Origin of the sequence: Hyunsoonleella jejuensis, from assembly GCF_900111025.1 — a bacterium.
GTDB lineage: Bacteria > Bacteroidota > Bacteroidia > Flavobacteriales > Flavobacteriaceae > Jejuia > Jejuia jejuensis.
On the sequence record NZ_FOFN01000002.1, the window covers coordinates 432,955 to 449,995 of the forward strand.

Genomic DNA, 17,041 nt, shown 5'->3' on the forward strand with positions numbered 1-17,041 from the left:
TAACAATCGTTAACTTTTTAATAAACATATGTTAATAAATAATAGATTATTCTATTCATTTATAGAGTTTTAGTTCAAAAAAACTTTATATTTGTGAAGCTATTAACCCAAATCATATAGTTCATGTTTCTTTTAAACATACCTCAAATCAAAATCTCTTTTCTTATAAGTCAGAGTCAAATTGTTACCATCCTTTCGGTGGTCGTAGTGTTTTTTCTAATACTTCTTATTTTAGGTGTTAGGAAATCTTACATCCTAAAGAAGGAAAATGATAAGCTAGCACAGTCTGGTTCATTACAAAGTGATGATGATAACAAAGCCTACAAGGATTTTAGAGAAGGGCATTTGTACGATAACAAATAAAATCTACTATGATTGCGCTCTTATTATTAATTTCACCCATAATTATACTATCGCTTTTAATAATATAAAAACGTATTAGATATTTCCGACTGTTACATGCGTTTGATTTAAACAAAAAGGAAATAGATAACATTGAGCTTGTTGATTACAAATTAGGCTCAGGACATATTTATGAGTAAAAAAAAGCAGCATTTAAAAATGCCGCTTTTTTTTTTACTTATCTCACTAGTTTCTTGTACTTTATGCGCTTAGGCATCAAATCTCCCCCTAAACGTTTCTTTTTATTTTCTTCATAATCTGAAAAACTACCTTCAAAGAAATACACTTGAGAATCACCTTCGAAAGCTAAAATATGTGTACATATTCTATCCAAGAACCAACGGTCGTGACTAATCACAACAGCGCATCCTGCGAAATTTTCTAAACCTTCCTCCAATGCTCGTAACGTATTAACATCAAGATCGTTAGTAGGTTCGTCTAAAAGCAACACATTCCCTTCTTCTTTTAAGGTCATCGCCAAATGCAGACGGTTGCGCTCTCCTCCAGATAACAATTTCACCTTCTTGTTTTGTTCACTTCCTGAGAAATTAAATCTACTTAAATATGCTCTTGAATTGACTTGTTTACCACCCATCATCACCAGCTCTTGCTCGTTACTAAAATTTTGCCAAATGGTTTTTTCAGGATCTATATTGGAATGTTTTTGATCTACATAGGCCAATTTAGCCGTATCTCCAACGATAAATTCGCCTTTATCAGGGGTTTCCTCACCCATTATCATTCTGAAAATTGTGGTTTTACCAGCTCCATTGGGGCCAATAATACCAACAATCCCTGCTTGTGGTAATTTGAAGTTTAAATCGTCATACAGTAATTTATCACCATATCCTTTAGCAACACCCTTAGCTTCAATTACACTAGTTCCTAAACGAGGTCCGTTAGGAATGTATATTTCTAGTTTTTCATCAAGCTGTTTTTGGTCTTGACTCATTAGTTTATCGTAGTTTTTTAAACGCGCCTTTTGTTTAGTTTGGCGCCCTTTTGCCCCTTGCCTTACCCATTCCAGCTCGCGTTCCAATGTCTTCTGGCGTTTAGAGGCTGCCTTCCCTTCCTGAGCCATTCGTTTAGATTTTTGATCTAGCCAAGAGGAATAGTTTCCTTTCCAAGGAATACCTTCACCTCTGTCCAACTCTAGAATCCAACCCGCCACATTATCTAAGAAATACCTATCATGCGTTACGGCTATCACAGTACCTTTATATTGTGCTAAATGATGCTCTAACCAATGTACCGATTCTGCATCTAAGTGGTTGGTAGGCTCATCTAAAAGGAGTACATCTGGCTCTTGTAAAAGTAAACGACATAAGGCAACCCGCCTGCGCTCACCACCAGATAACACGCTAATTTTCTTATCGCCTTCTGGAGTTCGTAGGGCATCCATTGCTATCTCTAGCTTAGTATCTAGCTCCCAGGCATTAGCGGCATCAATTTGATCCTGCAATTCAGCTTGTCGATTCATCAGTTTCTCCATCTTATCAGGATCACTATACACCTCTTCTAAACCAAATTGATCATTAATTTTATTGTATTCATCAAGAATAGCGACGGTTTCTGCTGCTCCTTCGCGAACTACTTCCATTACGGTTTTCTCCTCATCAAGTTGTGGTTCTTGTTCTAGATATCCAACAGAATAATCTTGAGAAAACACCACATCACCTTGATAATTTTTGTCAACACCTGCAATTATTTTCAGTAATGTAGACTTACCAGAACCGTTAAGACCTAAGATGCCTATTTTGGCTCCGTAGAAAAAACTTAAATAAATATTTTTTAAAACTGGCGTATTTGCACTTTGGAATGTCTTAGTAACACCAGACATTGAAAAAATTATCTTTTTATCGTCACTCATCTTTTACGTTTATTTGTTGCTACCTTTAATTGTTAATCGACTTTTGGTAAATTGGAAATCTAAAATTGTTATTCGTAAATCTAAAATCTCTAAACTCTTCCCTTTAAAGCATTAAACACCCATGCTATTGCAAAAAAACCTATACCCACAGTTGCAAAGCCCCAACCTGCTACATCATCGTATCTGTATGCGCCCATTAAAATTAACACAACACCCATAACAATCATTAAAATGGTTGCCCATGCTAAAACCGTATTCTTATTCATCGCCATAATGTTTCTATTATTAGTTAGTTGGAAGCAAATATCGTAGTTTTAAATAAAAAAAGCACCTACTTCTAGGTGCTTTTTCGCTATTAATCCATAAAACAAATTAGTTCATAGGAACTTCAATAATGATTACTTCCGAACTTTCATGCGCTGCAACATCAACACTATCAATATCCCAGACACCAATAGCATCTCTTTTATTCAAACTTTTTCCAGAAACTTCTATACTACCATCTACAACGAAAATGTAAAAACCATTATCAGTATTTTTAGGCTTTAAAGCAACTGAATTATCTTTATCTAAATCAGTTCTGTAGATATATGCTTGTTGACTAATTGGTAACGCATCACCTTCTGTTTTGTCCTTTGGAGCCACAACGGTCTGTAACTTATTTTTACATTCAGAAATATCAAACTTACACTGTTCATAATTAGGGGCTACGCCCATTTCCTCTGGAATAATCCATAGCTGTAAAAAGTTGACTTCATCTGTTTGGCTGTCATTAAATTCGGAATGGGTTAAGCCAGTACCCGCACTCATTACTTGCACTTCACCAACTTCAATGGCACGTTTATTTCCCATGCTATCTTTATGTGATAAAGCACCTTTTAATGGAATAGAAATGATTTCCATATTCTGGTGCGGATGTGTTCCGAAACCCATAGTAGGCTGTACAAGGTCGTCATTTAATACGCGTAACTTCCCAAAATTCATGCGCTTTGGATTTTGGTAGCCCGCAAAACTAAAGGTGTGATGCGATTTTAACCAACCATGGTCTGCGAAACCTCTACTATCTGCTCTGTCAATTATAGTGTTCATATTATGTATTATTTAGAATTATTCTCAAAATATCACAGTTAAAAAATCAGGACATTTGAACTTACATTTATTAATTAGCTGGTAGAAAACCCATTTTCCCCATCTGATAATCACGCATTGCCTCCATAATCTCGGTTTGGGTATTCATCACGTAAGGGCCATATGTTGTTACCGGCTCGTTTAAAGGCTCACCAGAAAGGAACAGCAATTTACTATCTGAATTGGCCTCAACTGAAAATCCTTCTCCATCTTGGTTAAACTGAATTAGTTGATTCTCATTCAATTTTAAAGATTCCAATTCATTTATAGTAACATCACCTTTCAACAAATAAATCATCGATTGGTGTAATTTAGGAACTTCAATCTCATAACGTCCACCAGTGTCAACATCTATAATAAAAGCGTTTACAGAAGTCTGTGTTTTTATACGCCCATAAACCCCTTCTAATTCTCCGGCTATTATTTGAATGTTTACTTTCTTATCATCTGATGCAACCGTTCTAAAATCTTCATTCGTCACATGTTGATAATTGGCTTCCATCATTTTCTTTTCAGCGGGTAAATTCAACCATAACTGAATACCTTCAAGTACACCTCCTTTTTGCACGAAGCTCTTTGTTGGTGCTTCTGCATGAATAATGCCTCTACCTGCTGTTGTCCACTGTACATCACCTGCTTTTACCACACTTTCATTTCCAAGTGAATCTCTATGCAGTTGTTCCCCTTGCACCAAAAAGGTTATTGGTTCAAAACCGCGATGTGGATGAGGGCCTAAATCAAACGGATTATTTCGTTCTGAGATTTCATAAGGGCCGTAATGGTGCAATAATATAAATGGGTCTATAGAATCTATAGTTCTTGTAGGTATGGGTTGCCTTAATCGTATCGGTCCCATATTTACGAAATCGCTTCGCCCTACTGTTTTTATGGTATTAAATTTCATAATAATTACTTTATATTAGTTTCCATGGAAACTATTGGATTAAAAAAACACGACTATCGCATTTTATCAAGCAGATTACTTAATTGTTCTGCTTCTTCTTCACTCAAATTCTTCAACAAATCTCTATTGAAATCATTTGGTATGGACTCTAAAAAGGTCTTTCCTTCTTTGGTTATAGCAATTTTTACAACACGTCTGTCATGGTCTGAAGGACAACGTTCAATGTAACTTTTAGCACATAATTTATCCATTAGCCGTGTTGCGTTAGGCGAACGCTCTATCATTCTATCTTTAATGGTTTGCACGTTCAATGGCTCGTTTGCTCCATTTAAAATTCTTAAAATATTGTATTGTTGGGGAGAAATACCGTATGCCTTAAAAAACTCATTTTGATGACTCATTATCCAATTTGATGTATAGATAATATTTAATAAAGCCTTAACCCTATTATTTGCAAACGTAGAATTTATATCTTTTGATAAATCACCCATCTTTCGTATTTAGTTTTCAGTCGCAGTTGTGAATTATAAAGTTGATTTAAAGGTTCCTACCTTTTCTTTTAATTCTTCATCTAATTCCGAATTAACAATTTTTCCATCTGAAAAATTATCACCAAACGATGGTAACGAAAACACCTCAACTATATTAGCCTCATGCCTTGGAAAACGGTCTTGTGCGATACCTAAAACTGAAGCTCCTCCTCTAGGCCCCGGAGATGTTGCCATCAACAACATTGGTTTTCCAAAAAAAGTTTTACCTTCTATTCTTGACATCCAATCGAACAAATTCTTAAATACAGTCGAATAAGCACCGTTGTGCTCTGCTAAAGACAGTACGATACCATCAGATGATTTTATCAAATTTAAAAATCGATGCGCATCATCTGGAATACCCTTTTCACTTTCTAAATCTATACCGTATAACGGCAAATCAAAATCATTTAAATCTAAAACTTCTACGTCTACATCTTCAACTAAACTTGAAGCATAAACGGCTAGTTGCTTATTTATTGAGGTTTTACTATTACTCCCTGCAAATGTTATAATCTTTTTCATATTGTTCTTTATTTGACTTCAAAGATAGTATTTATAATTTTATATTCCAAGGAATATATTTCCATGTTATATATTTTAACAAATTATTCACTTTTTATACAGGAATTGGTTTTGTAAATTCGTGTACAAATAAAAACACCTATGGATATCAACTTCAATAAAAATGAAGATCATAATAAATTATTAGTCTCTGAACTTAACAAACGCTTAGCTAAAGTAAGTTTAGGTGGCGGAAAATCACGAATAGAAAAGCTACACAGCAAAGGCAAACTTACGGCTAGAGAGCGTATTGACTATTTATTGGACGCTAAAGCCAAGTCCATAGAAATCGCTGCGTTTGCTGGAGAAGATATGTATGCAGAACATGGTGGTTGTCCCTCAGGAGGTGTCGTGGTAAAAATTGGCTACATTAAAGGCAAGCAATGTATTGTAGTGGCTAACGACGCTACTGTTAAAGCTGGTGCTTGGTTCCCCATTACAGGGAAAAAGAATCTTCGCGCACAAGAAATAGCTATTGAAAACCGATTGCCAATTATTTATTTGGTAGATTCTGCAGGCGTATATCTACCCATGCAAGATGAAATTTTTCCTGACAAGGAACATTTTGGACGCATATTTAGAAACAACGCAGTAATGAGTAGTATGGGCATAACCCAAATTGCTGCTGTTATGGGAAGTTGTGTTGCAGGTGGTGCCTACCTTCCTATTATGAGCGATGAAGCTTTAATAGTTGATAAAACTGGGAGTATATTTTTGGCAGGAAGTTATTTAGTAAAAGCGGCCATTGGTGAAACTATAGATAATGAAACTTTAGGAGGCGCAACAACGCACTGTGAAATTTCTGGTGTTACCGATTATAAGGCCAAAGACGATAAAGATGCTTTAGATAAAATAAAAAACATTGTTGATAAAATAGGTGATTACGATAAGGCTGGATTTAATAGAATTGAAGCAAAAAAACCAACCGAAAACCCTGAAGATATTTTTGGTATTCTTCCAAAAAGTCGTGCGGACCAATACGACATGTATGAAATCATCAAACGATTAGTGGATAATTCAGAATACCAAGAATACAAAGCGGGTTTCGGACAAACGATTATAACTTGCTATGCGCGAATTGATGGTTGGGCTGTTGGTATTGTAGCAAATCAACGTCAGGTTGTAAAAACCACAGGCTCTAAAACGAAACCGACTGAAATGCAGTTTGGTGGTGTGATATACAACGATTCCGCTGATAAAGCTACACGGTTTATTGCCAATTGTAATCAAAAGAAAATTCCTTTAGTGTTTCTCCAAGATGTTACAGGATTTATGGTAGGTAGTAAAAGTGAACATTCTGGTATTATTAAAGATGGTGCTAAAATGGTTAATGCCGTTAGCAATTCGGTGGTGCCAAAATTCACTGTAATCATTGGGAATAGTTATGGTGCAGGTAATTACGCCATGTGTGGGAAAGCTTATGATCCAAGATTAATTTTCGCATGGCCTAGTGCAGAACTTGCTGTAATGAGTGGAAATTCCGCTGCAAAAGTTTTATTGCAAATAGAAAAAGCATCACTAGAAAAACAAGGTGAAAAAATTACTCCTGAAAAAGAAGAAGCACTATTCAATAAAATAAAAGACCGCTATGATAATCAAGTTTCTCCTTATTACGCTGCTGCAAGAATTTGGACAGATGCTGTAATTAATCCCTTAGACACAAGAACTTGGATTTCTATGGGTATTGAGGCTGCTAATCATGCCCCTATAGAAAAACCCTTTAATTTGGGGGTTTTGCAAGTTTAATATTTTTAAAACGAACTTACTACAAAAAAGAGGCTTCCTCCATGAAAGCCTCCTTTGGTTTATTTTGAGATTACTACTTTCGCAGGAATTTCTTATTTTATCTCCGTACTAAAAGGAAACAACAACTGTACACCTTTTTTCTGGGACAAACGTTTTACCTCTTTAATGAGTTTATAGTTTTCTTCTCCGAGTTCTTCAGCTAAAATTTGCTCTTTTGCTTTTGCTAGTCCAAAGGTTTCTAACATCTCGTCAAGATTTCTTTCAAATATTGGGTATTCTCGAATGTTGTAATCTTCAATCTCAGCAGCCTCAGCAGCATATTTAAGTGCCAAATCTAAACCGCCTAATTCGTCTACCAAACCTCTCTCTAACGCATCATTTCCAGTCCAAACACGACCTTGAGCTATTTCCTCAACTTGTTCAGCGGTTAAATTTCGTCCTTCGGCAACACGTTTTGTAAACAGGCTGTATACATCAATAACACCTTCTTTTATGTACTTGTGTTGGTTTTCACTTAAAGGTTCAAAAATACTATAGGTTACTGCATTGGTATTGGTTACTACTTGTTCAGCGTTTATACCCATATTATCAGCAAGGTTTTTAAAGTTTGGCAAAGTTCCAAACACACCTATACTCCCTGTAATTGTTGTAGGTTCAGCAAAAACTTTATCCGCATTTGTTGCTATGTAATATCCACCAGATGCTGCCACGTCACCCATAGAAACAATAACGGGTTTTATTGTTTTAGTTAACTCAATTTCACGCCAAATCAATTCGCTTGCCAATGCACTTCCACCAGGGGAATTTACACGTAAAATTATAGCTTTCACCTTATCATCGTCTCTAGCCTTTTTAATAGATTCGTTGATTGTAACATGACCTACAATACCTTTTCTCCCCTCACCATACATAATATCGCCTTCGGCATAAATTACAGCAATTCTATTTTGGTTAGATTTAGTTCTTAACTTAGGCGCTACATATTTTGCATAATCTTCAACAGATACATAATTCAGTTTTTTATCTTGGGCAATACCTACAGCATCTTTTAAATCATTTACGTATTCATCGTAATAGGCAATTTTATCGACTAAATTAGATTTTACTGCCAGTACTGGTGTTCTTGCCAATAAGCTATCTGCAATTACGTCTAATTGTTCCACTGGAATATTTCTAGCTTCTGAAACTTCTTTTTTAATCTCAGACCAAAGGCCGTTTAGATATACTGAAATCTGCTCACGATTATTGTCACTCATTTCATTTTCTAGAAATGGCTCAACCGCACTTTTATATTTTCCATGGCGTACCACTTCCATTTTTATACCAGATTTTTCCTGAAAATCTTTAAAATACAAGCGTTCTGTATATAAGCCTTTAAATTCCATCATTCCAACGGGGTTGATATATACCGTATCGGCAACCGAACTTAAGTAATAATCTTTTTGGGTGTAGATGTCGGCATACGCGACAATAAATTTCCCTGATGCTTTAAAATCCAATAAGGCATCGCGTAAGGTTTTGGTTTGGGTAATACCTGCCATGATAAAATTATTTTCTATTGAAATACCCTTTATTTTATCATCCGTTTTAGCATATTCTATAGCATCCACCAAATTGAACAAGCCATTTTTGTCATCTTCATTTAAAAATGGGTATTCTTTATAAATGGTTTTACCTGCATAGTCCTGTATGGGGAAATCCAGCTTTAAATCTAAAATAGAGTTAGACTTTACTTGTACCACGTCCTCTGAAGACCCTCCAAACAAAGCACCTATGATGATTAACCCGAAGAAACATAGGCCCAAAAACACAAAAATCCCAATAACTGTTGATAATACTCTTTTTATAAAATTCATTATTTTCTATTTTATTCGTTAGTCTGAAAAAAGTAAAATTGTTACAACATATTTACTTTTTAACTCAGCTTTAGCATTTTTGGCAAATCTAACGATTCTTTAAATAATGTTAATACAGCAGATTACTTAACTTTGCAATCTTAGAAAAAGAATTGCATTAAAAAAAGAATGATACACATTCACGAAAAAACATTACAAGATTTAGAATTCCCAACGGTGCTACAGCAGATTAGCGAGTTGTGCATTACGCCTCTTGGAAACCAATCTGCTTTAAAAATTTCTCCTTTAAAAACAAAGGAAGATTTGCAGTTTGCGCTTCATCTCACCAATGAATATGTATCGTCTTTTTACAATGATAATCGCATACCTAACCATGGGTTTGATACTATTTCAAAAGAAATTCAGCTTTTAAATATTGAAAATACTTTTCTAGAAGTTCATGGATTGAAGAAAATAGTTGCAATGTCTTTAACCGTGAATAGCATCGTTACGTTTTTAAAAAAGTTTGAAGAATATTATCCAAATCTGAATGCATTTGCGGCTCATATTGAGGTTACTAAAGTTGTAATTGAAAAAGTAGATGCTATAGTTGATAGGTTTGGTGATATAAAGGATAATGCATCCGACACTTTATACGAATTACGAAAATCTCTAAATAAGGTAAAAGGCAAGATTAACCAAAGTTTTGCCTCGGCATTAAATACGTATCACAACCTTGAGTATTTAGATGACATTCGAGAATCAGTAGTTGAAAACCGCAGAGTGCTGGCAGTAAAGGCCATGTATCGCCGTAAGGTAAAGGGCGCTATTATGGGCGGTAGCAAAACAGGAAGCATTGTTTATATTGAACCTGAAACAACATTACAATACACAAGAGAACTCAATAATTTAGAGTATGAAGAGAAAGAAGAGGTTGTAAGGATTTTAAAAGAAGTCACCGATTTTATGCGCCCGTTTTTACCACTTCTTAAAGACTATCAATCATTTTTGATTGATATTGATGTGATTTCAGCAAAAGCGAAGTATGCCAAATCGATGAATGCCATTCTTCCCGAAATTTCTGAAGATAAAAGTATGTATCTCCGTGATGCGTACCACCCACTACTCTATTTAAATAATTTAGAAAAGAAGGAAAAAACGTTTCCGCAAACTCTTTCTTTAAAAGAAGACAGTAGAATTATTGTAATTTCTGGCCCAAATGCTGGAGGAAAAAGTATCACCTTAAAAACTGTAGGACTATTGCAAGTTATGCTACAAAGTGGCATGTTAATTCCTGTGCACGAGCGCAGTACTGTTTGTTTATTCGACAGAATTTTAAGCGATATTGGCGACAACCAGTCCATTGAAAACCATTTGAGCACATATAGCTACCGCTTGAAGCAGATGAACTATTTCCTTAGGAAGTGTAACAAAAACACCCTCTTTTTAATTGATGAATTTGGTACAGGAAGTGATCCTGAACTTGGTGGCGCTCTTGCCGAAACTTTTTTAGAAGAATTTTACCATCGGGAAGCTTTTGGTATCATCACAACGCACTATTCTAACCTTAAGATTCTTGCTACCGAATTACCATATATGATAAACGCAAACATGCTATTTAACGAGCGTTCGCTAGAACCTATGTTTAAATTGGTAGTTGGACAAGCTGGTAGTAGTTTTACATTTGAAGTGGCACAGAAAAATGGTATTCCGTATTCATTAATTAATCGAGCCAAGAAGAAAATTGAACGTAGTAAAATTCGTTTTGATGCCACAATTGCGAAACTTCAAAAGGAACGCTCTCGACTGGAAAAAACAGGGCAATCCTTAAAGCTAAACGAAAAAAAGAAAAGCGAGGAAGCCGATAAGCTAGAAGAAATTAATGCTAAAGTTCAAAAAAAATTGGAAAGCTATCAAGAGTTATACGATAGTAATCAACGCTTAATTTACTTAGGACAAAAAGTAAATGATATTGCCGAAAAATACTTCGAAAACCATAAAAAGCGTGAGTTGATGGCAGAACTATTTAAATTGGTGCAAATTGAAAATTCTAAGCGTAAAAAGGTTTCGGCTAAACAGAAGCGTGCACAAAAGGCAAAAGAGCAACAGGTAAAACAAGAGGCTGAAAAGAAGGTAAATGTAATTCGCCAAAAAAAGAAAGCTGCTAAACAAAAGGAAAAAGAAAAACCAGAACCACCAAAACCTATTCTTAAAGTTGGCGATCGTGTACGCATGCATGATGGTAGAGCCATTGGTAGTATTGATAGCATTGAAAAAAACAAGGCCAATGTGAATTATGGTATGTTTACAACTAATGTGTCACTAGATTTACTGGAACTTGTTGAGGCAAAAAAGTAACTTAGGACAAATTGGTTAACCAATTTTTAGCTATATTTATAAAAAAATAGAATGAAAAAAAGTTGCCTTATAATATTCATAAGTTGTTTTATTCTTTTTTCCAATTGTAGTTCTAATTCAGACACCCCTATTATTGAAGAGGAAATAGAAGAGGAAGAAACTCCGGAAGAAGTTCCCAACATAAAGTGGCAAAATTGGTATTTATCGGTGCCTCTAAATAGAGGTGATGGTAGCGCTACATCTATTTTTTACCAAGACATTGTAAAAGATAATTTAAGTGAGCAAGCCTCAAAATACTTTTATAAAAACAACGATGATAGCTACACCATGTACACCAAATTTACTGGATTTACTACATCTGGTCTGTCTCCGTTAGGCGATAAGTACTGCCGTACCGAATTACGTGAATTTTGGAGAGGCGTACAATCTACAGCTGATAATTGGTCAATGGCTACTGGCACTCATATCCTAGAAACTACGTTAAAAGTAGATTATGTTGAAGGTAACGGTAAAACTATTGTAGCGCAAATTCATGGTAAAGAATCTGCTGGCATTTCAGGTAATCCGGCCACCGTTAAAATTAGATGGAATAGCGGCACCATACAAATAGATTACTATACCAAACCAGATTCTGGAAAACCATGGACTAGTGCTTTTGATGATAAAATTAACATCGCAGAAGTTGGTAACGACATTTTCACCTTCAAAATAAAAATTGAAAATGGTAAATTTTACTATGGGTTAGTTTGTGAAGCAAAGAGTATAAATATAGATTATACTTTGGTATATGATTATGTTGGTAATGGTTATATACACGAAAACTACTTTAAGACGGGTAATTATTTTGGATGGCATGACGACTACGAGAAAGCAGCACAGGTAACGTTGTATAAAGTAAAAACAGAACATAATTAAAAATAACAGCCAGCACCAAGCTGTTGAATCACAACTTTAGGCACCGACTGTATTAACTATGCAAATTAACTATAAATTTAATCTCGCCTTACTGAAACCTCCGTGCAAATACCTGCAAATCTCTTGGAACAATATGCTTCAAATTTTTTATCGCTGTACAAATACCCTTCATTAAACTCCCCCATATGTTTCCACGTTATATCCCAAACCTCAAATTGCACCTTTACATCATGTGCGCCACTTGGAGGTCTTATGGCAGGTGGGGCATCGTTTTTCTTTACCTTTTGCCAATTGGTATAATCTATAGCGTTTGACCCCTGTTTTTTATACTTAAAACGAAAACGAACATCTTGACCAATATTATTATCTAAAAATGCATTGGCATGCGAAAAAGCTTTTGTACTGCAATCTTTAATTTTATAATCGGTTGTATAACCCATTTTAGCAAAAGTGTTATCCTTTAAATATCTAACTGTATATGCAATCGGAACGCCCGGATTGTTTCTGCTATAAACTGCGTTTTCACCAGTAATGATGTGTTTTAAAGAGGCAAAACCATCGGCATTTACTGCTTCTGAAGCAACTTCAGCATTTCCCCCTATAGTTACAACAGTGATACTTGATTTTTTAAGTACTTCATCATATTCTGAATTTACACTTCCCGAGCCATTTGCCGCTCCTGTAGCATATTCCAGTACCAAATCTAAATCGATGGATTTTCTCATATCAGTAGTTTCCATTCTAAACATAATAATGCGTCCGTAAGAAACGGAATTGATGTAAGCTGGAGGCGTATCTGAACCGATAGCGGCATCCACTTCACTAAACGTTACATCTGCACCAAATACGCTTGCAGGTGTTTTTGGAGTATCCATAGTTACAGTATAAAATACCTGTTTGTAAACCATTGCAGCAACACGTTTTGTAGTACTAGATTCGTACTCCAATTGTGAAGCTACCGAACCATTAGCCCATTCTACATTTAAACCTACATCTAAACTTAATTGTTTTGAAGAATAAGATGTATTGGCCTGATAGCTGGAATTAGATGCATTTACATAGCCTTCTTCGTAGGCATTAGCATTCCACCACTCTAGCGCTTTATCTATACTGGTCTGTATATTGGAGTTTCGTGGATTCTCGACTACCAAAGTCCCTTGTGCGCCTATTCCTGGTAAATCAATACGCAATGTTACAGGAGACCTGTCTAAAGTTATCGGGTTGGGCATACCGTCCAACATATCTTTATTTCCATAAACCAATGCCCCCGGCCAAATAATACCATTTGTTGGCCGTAATATGGCCACATCATCAAAGTTGGCCTCTAATGTATAGAACTTTTCTTCACATTCGTCGTAACTGCCCATGCTTGGTGTAGTTTGTGTGTTCTTAGTGTTTGTAACCGTGCGTTCTTTGGGTGCACCTCCAGTATTTTTAACATTTAGCATTGCACTTGCGTCGTAACTTAAACTAGATATTAGATCAGAAATTTCAGTTGCCTCTGGATTAACTGCTGGACCTGATGTAGTTTCTTCGGTACTGCACCCAAAAATTGCAATTAAAGCGACCATAGGTATTGCTTTAAAAAATGTTTTAATTGTTAATAGCTGTGTTTTCATAATGTTATATTTTATTGATTCAACACTTCGAAACTAACTATGAAAACACCTAGAATCTAATTTTTTAGGTGGACAAAAAGGGGACAACCACTGTAAATTTAGCTCCTTTTTTAACAGGACAAGCCTATTTCAAAATTAAAATAAATAAATTTAAGTTATTGATTTTCAATATTTTATAATTATTTCGAGTAATCAAAAGAATATCAAAAACATGGACAAGCAATGGACAAGCGCTTTTTAGTAAAAGTAGCCTCTTGTAATATGAGGTAATATAATATTTAACTTAGCAAAAGCTAATTAACACGACAATGAAAAATTACCGTTTATTCTTAATTTCCGCTTTTTGTCTAACTACTCTATTTACATTTTCCCAAAACACGAAACTTATAGATAGCTTAAAAACTGAACTTACCAATAGAAAAGAAGACGATTCTGTTAAGGTGATGATTTTAACACGATTGCATGAAAAGCTTATGTTTTCTGAACCAGAGGAAGCTAAAAAGTACGCCCAACAGGAATTAGCAATTTCAAAAAAAATTAACTATACCAAGGGAATTGCTGTAGGCAACCTTCATATTGCAGATTATTTTGCCAACAGGTCTGAAAACGATTCGGCATATTTTTATTATGATAGAGCGAAAACATATTTTAAAGCAGCTAATAGTACTCGAGGTTTAATTTTTGTTAACCACTCTTTGTCTTCTATTGAAAGTAGTAACGGTAATTTAGATAACGCTATTGCGATAACCAAAGAAAATATTGAGCTTATAAAAACCCATGAAAAGGAAGGAGATTCTAAAACAAAATTTCTTGGAGCACAATACGTTTCGTTGGCTAACATCTATATTGAAAAGGCAAATTTTAAAACAGCACTTATTTATGCATTTCAGGCCTTGGAAGCCTTTAAATCTATAAATCATGAAACCAGAAAAGCAGATGCGCTGAAACAAATTGGCGACATAGAAAGCGGTTTAGAAAATCACGAATCGTCCATTACATATTTTAAGGAAGCTTTAGAAATTTATGAACGCTATGAAGAAACGTTTTATGCAGCTTACACCTATAATTCTCTCGGGATTTCTTATCAAAATATAAACGACTATACATCTGCCGAAAACTACTTCAATTTAGCGGTGGAAAAGGCAAAAAAGGTAGAAGATAATCTTGGGATAACCAACGCTCTTCATAACCTAGGAGACATAAAGCGCTTACAAGGTAACTACACAGAAGCAACACCTATTTTGATAGAAGCGAAAGAGATAGCCGAAAGAGCAAATTTAAAATTAGGAATGGTTAACGCTCTAGTGAGTCTTTCAAAAATTGACTTCAGGAATAAAAACTATGATTCAGCTCTAAAACATAATGCCAAAGCAATTGATATTGCAAAGTCATTAGGTGCCATGAGGCATCTTGCAGATTTATATAAAAACCGCTCAATGTTTTTAGAAGGTCTCAATAAAAATAATGATGCGCTTGAGTTTTTAAAATTATACCAAACTATAAACGACAGCTTATTTACTACAAAAAAAACCCAACAAATAGAGGAATTAAAGGCTATTTATGAGACCGAACAAAAAGAGACAGAAATCGCCCTTCAAAAGAAAGAAATAGAAACTTTAAATGCTCAAGCAGAAAACGATAAACTAACAAAAACCCTTTACGGCATTGGTATGTTTTCATTTTTTGTTATTTCTGGACTCCTCTATTTCAGCTTTAAACAGCGCATGAAAAAAAATAAAATAGAACGTGAAAAACAAGAGGAAATATATAAGCAGGAGATTGAATTTAAGAAAAAAGAACTAGCATCACAAACCTTACATTTGGTTCAGAAAAACACCTTTATTCAAGAGTTAAAAGATAATTTGGAAAAAATAAAACGTTCTCCTGAATTATTTAAAGTAGAGTTTAGGCGTATTGTAATGCTCCTGAAAAAGGAAAGTGCTGAAGATAAAGACTGGGAAGTTTTTAAATCTTACTTTTCTGAGGTACACAACAACTTTGACCACAAAATAAAAGATATATATCCTGATGCCACTGAAAAAGAAATGCGTTTAGCTTCGTTTTTACGTATGAACCTCTCTACAAAGGAAATCGCTTCTATGCTAAATGTATTACCAGAAAGTGTTTTAAAAAGTAAATACCGTTTAAAGAAAAAGCTAAACCTTACCAAGGAAACCGACCTCAACCAATTTTTAAGTGAATTGTAAAGGGTGTATCTTTGCAACATGACTTTTGGTGTACCCAAGGATAAACAGTTAATACTTTTTGATGGTGTTTGTAACCTTTGCAATACCTCTGTGCAGTTTGTAATAAAACATGATAAAAAAAACCGTTTTATGTTTGCTCCGTTGCAAAGCGAAACTGGAGAAAAAATTATCAAATATTTTAATATCGATACGTCTAAAGTAGATTCTATTTTACTTTATACACCCGAGGAAGGTGTTGTTTCAAAAAGTACTGCTGCTTTAAAAGTCGCTTCTAAACTTGGTTTTCCAACAAATATGCTAAGTGTTTTTTTAATTATCCCACCGTTTATGAGCAATTGGGTTTACGATTTTGTCGCTAAAAATCGTTACAGATGGTATGGTAAAAAAGATGCCTGTATGATTCCTACACCCGAGCTAAAGCGTAAGTTTTTGGAGTAGTTGTTTTTTCGCTTGCTTTTCATACGCAACCTTTTTTAGTTTTCATCATCTTTTAGAAAACACATTTCTTTTGAAAAAACTAATCTATATTCTTGTATTTACATTTCTTTTATCATGTGATAAAAATGAAGTTGATTGCTCAGCAGTATCTTGTTTAGAAGCAGGAATTATTGTTAATTTGATTGATGACGCTTCAAAAGAGAGCTTTTTATTATCAAATATGATTGATAAAGCAACTATTTCAATTCAAAATTCATCTGCTCTTGCTTTAGACTTCAATATTGATAAAAACACTGGTATACTAATCATACAAAAACCTAGCAATACTGATACCGTTAAAATTAGTATTGAACCAGATACTAATTTGTTGATTTCATTTGATACATCTCTTCCAACCTCCAATGATTGTTGTGATTTTGGAGAACTTATTAACCTTCAAATCGAGAACAAGGTATTTGAAATTATTGATGGTGTAATAACAATATATGTTTAATTTCACTCATTCATTCTAGTGTGCTACCGCTT

At 34.8% G+C, this 17,041-nt stretch carries 15 protein-coding genes; 7 read left to right on the top strand and 8 right to left on the bottom strand.

The annotated features are described in order from the left end of the window. Positions 1-123 precede the first annotated feature (123 nt). Complete coding sequence (locus tag BMY39_RS08620) at positions 124-363, top strand: hypothetical protein (RefSeq protein WP_092578622.1); 240 nt, start codon at positions 124-126, stop codon at positions 361-363. A gap of 217 nt (positions 364-580) precedes the next feature. Here BMY39_RS08620 and ettA read toward each other — a convergent pair whose 3' ends face one another. From ettA to BMY39_RS08650, 6 genes are all read right to left on the bottom strand, one after another. Beyond that, positions 581-2,272: an energy-dependent translational throttle protein EttA gene (ettA, locus tag BMY39_RS08625; RefSeq protein ID WP_092578624.1), complete on the bottom strand. Its 1,692-nt coding sequence runs from the start codon at positions 2,270-2,272 to the stop codon at positions 581-583. An 89-nt stretch (positions 2,273-2,361) separates the two neighbouring features. Continuing rightward, positions 2,362-2,544: a CAL67264 family membrane protein gene (locus BMY39_RS08630; RefSeq protein ID WP_092578626.1), complete on the bottom strand. Its 183-nt coding sequence runs from the start codon at positions 2,542-2,544 to the stop codon at positions 2,362-2,364. A gap of 100 nt (positions 2,545-2,644) precedes the next feature. After that, positions 2,645-3,361, bottom strand: coding sequence for a pirin family protein (locus tag BMY39_RS08635; RefSeq protein ID WP_092578628.1), 717 nt, complete (start codon positions 3,359-3,361; stop codon positions 2,645-2,647). A gap of 70 nt (positions 3,362-3,431) precedes the next feature. Next, on the bottom strand, positions 3,432-4,304 hold the full coding sequence (locus tag BMY39_RS08640; protein WP_092578630.1) for a pirin family protein: 873 nt from the start codon (positions 4,302-4,304) through the stop codon (positions 3,432-3,434). Between the two features lie 53 nt (positions 4,305-4,357). Further along, positions 4,358-4,795, bottom strand: a complete 438-nt coding sequence (locus tag BMY39_RS08645) for a MarR family winged helix-turn-helix transcriptional regulator (protein ID WP_092578632.1) — start codon at positions 4,793-4,795, stop codon at positions 4,358-4,360. Positions 4,796-4,828: 33 nt separating this feature from the next. Then, positions 4,829-5,359 carry an NADPH-dependent FMN reductase gene (locus tag BMY39_RS08650; RefSeq protein ID WP_092578634.1) on the bottom strand — a complete coding sequence of 177 codons (531 nt, stop codon included), beginning with the start codon at positions 5,357-5,359 and terminating at the stop codon, positions 4,829-4,831. A 141-nt stretch (positions 5,360-5,500) separates the two neighbouring features. Between BMY39_RS08650 and BMY39_RS08655 the strand changes: the two genes are divergently transcribed. Next, a complete protein-coding gene (locus BMY39_RS08655) occupies positions 5,501-7,144 on the top strand; it encodes an acyl-CoA carboxylase subunit beta (RefSeq protein ID WP_092578636.1) in 1,644 nt (547 codons plus the stop codon). 92 nt (positions 7,145-7,236) lie between these two features. Here BMY39_RS08655 and sppA read toward each other — a convergent pair whose 3' ends face one another. Beyond that, on the bottom strand, positions 7,237-9,000 hold the full coding sequence (sppA, locus tag BMY39_RS08660) for a signal peptide peptidase SppA (RefSeq protein WP_092578638.1): 1,764 nt from the start codon (positions 8,998-9,000) through the stop codon (positions 7,237-7,239). A 168-nt stretch (positions 9,001-9,168) separates the two neighbouring features. Here sppA and BMY39_RS08665 point away from each other — a divergent pair, with 168 nt between their 5' ends. Next, positions 9,169-11,337 (top strand): endonuclease MutS2, encoded by a 2,169-nt coding sequence (locus tag BMY39_RS08665; protein ID WP_092578640.1) that lies wholly within the window; start codon positions 9,169-9,171, stop codon positions 11,335-11,337. A 51-nt stretch (positions 11,338-11,388) separates the two neighbouring features. Then, positions 11,389-12,252 (top strand): polysaccharide lyase family 7 protein, encoded by an 864-nt coding sequence (locus BMY39_RS08670; protein WP_092578642.1) that lies wholly within the window; start codon positions 11,389-11,391, stop codon positions 12,250-12,252. A gap of 77 nt (positions 12,253-12,329) precedes the next feature. Here the strand turns inward: BMY39_RS08670 and BMY39_RS08675 are convergent, their stop codons facing one another. Continuing rightward, positions 12,330-13,871 carry a thiol-activated cytolysin family protein gene (locus BMY39_RS08675; protein ID WP_092578644.1) on the bottom strand — a complete coding sequence of 514 codons (1,542 nt, stop codon included), beginning with the start codon at positions 13,869-13,871 and terminating at the stop codon, positions 12,330-12,332. Positions 13,872-14,179: 308 nt separating this feature from the next. Between BMY39_RS08675 and BMY39_RS08680 the strand changes: the two genes are divergently transcribed. The 3 genes from BMY39_RS08680 to BMY39_RS08690 all read left to right on the top strand — a co-directional run bounded on the left by BMY39_RS08680 (position 14,180) and on the right by BMY39_RS08690 (position 17,009). Beyond that, positions 14,180-16,078, top strand: coding sequence for a tetratricopeptide repeat protein (locus tag BMY39_RS08680; RefSeq protein WP_092578645.1), 1,899 nt, complete (start codon positions 14,180-14,182; stop codon positions 16,076-16,078). Positions 16,079-16,096: 18 nt separating this feature from the next. Beyond that, positions 16,097-16,516 carry a thiol-disulfide oxidoreductase DCC family protein gene (locus tag BMY39_RS08685; RefSeq protein WP_092578646.1) on the top strand — a complete coding sequence of 140 codons (420 nt, stop codon included), beginning with the start codon at positions 16,097-16,099 and terminating at the stop codon, positions 16,514-16,516. A gap of 70 nt (positions 16,517-16,586) precedes the next feature. Next, entirely contained in the window at positions 16,587-17,009 is a 423-nt protein-coding gene (locus tag BMY39_RS08690; protein WP_092578647.1) for a hypothetical protein, read from the top strand. Positions 17,010-17,041 lie beyond the last annotated feature (32 nt).

Excerpts from the sequence above, each read along its gene's own strand:
- BMY39_RS08670 (WP_092578642.1), top strand. The coding sequence starts at position 11,389 with ATGAAAAAAAGTTGCCTTATAATATTCATAAGTTGTTTTATTCTTTTT.
- BMY39_RS08650 (WP_092578634.1), bottom strand. The coding sequence starts at position 5,359 with ATGAAAAAGATTATAACATTTGCAGGGAGTAATAGTAAAACCTCAATA.
- BMY39_RS08685 (WP_092578646.1), top strand. The coding sequence starts at position 16,097 with ATGACTTTTGGTGTACCCAAGGATAAACAGTTAATACTTTTTGATGGT.
- BMY39_RS08680 (WP_092578645.1), top strand. The coding sequence starts at position 14,180 with ATGAAAAATTACCGTTTATTCTTAATTTCCGCTTTTTGTCTAACTACT.
- BMY39_RS08655 (WP_092578636.1), top strand. The coding sequence starts at position 5,501 with ATGGATATCAACTTCAATAAAAATGAAGATCATAATAAATTATTAGTC.
- BMY39_RS08635 (WP_092578628.1), bottom strand. The coding sequence starts at position 3,361 with ATGAACACTATAATTGACAGAGCAGATAGTAGAGGTTTCGCAGACCAT.
- sppA (WP_092578638.1), bottom strand. The coding sequence starts at position 9,000 with ATGAATTTTATAAAAAGAGTATTATCAACAGTTATTGGGATTTTTGTG.
- BMY39_RS08640 (WP_092578630.1), bottom strand. The coding sequence starts at position 4,304 with ATGAAATTTAATACCATAAAAACAGTAGGGCGAAGCGATTTCGTAAAT.
- BMY39_RS08630 (WP_092578626.1), bottom strand. The coding sequence starts at position 2,544 with ATGGCGATGAATAAGAATACGGTTTTAGCATGGGCAACCATTTTAATG.
- BMY39_RS08665 (WP_092578640.1), top strand. The coding sequence starts at position 9,169 with ATGATACACATTCACGAAAAAACATTACAAGATTTAGAATTCCCAACG.
- BMY39_RS08675 (WP_092578644.1), bottom strand. The coding sequence starts at position 13,871 with ATGAAAACACAGCTATTAACAATTAAAACATTTTTTAAAGCAATACCT.
- BMY39_RS08620 (WP_092578622.1), top strand. The coding sequence starts at position 124 with ATGTTTCTTTTAAACATACCTCAAATCAAAATCTCTTTTCTTATAAGT.
- ettA (WP_092578624.1), bottom strand. The coding sequence starts at position 2,272 with ATGAGTGACGATAAAAAGATAATTTTTTCAATGTCTGGTGTTACTAAG.
- BMY39_RS08645 (WP_092578632.1), bottom strand. The coding sequence starts at position 4,795 with ATGGGTGATTTATCAAAAGATATAAATTCTACGTTTGCAAATAATAGG.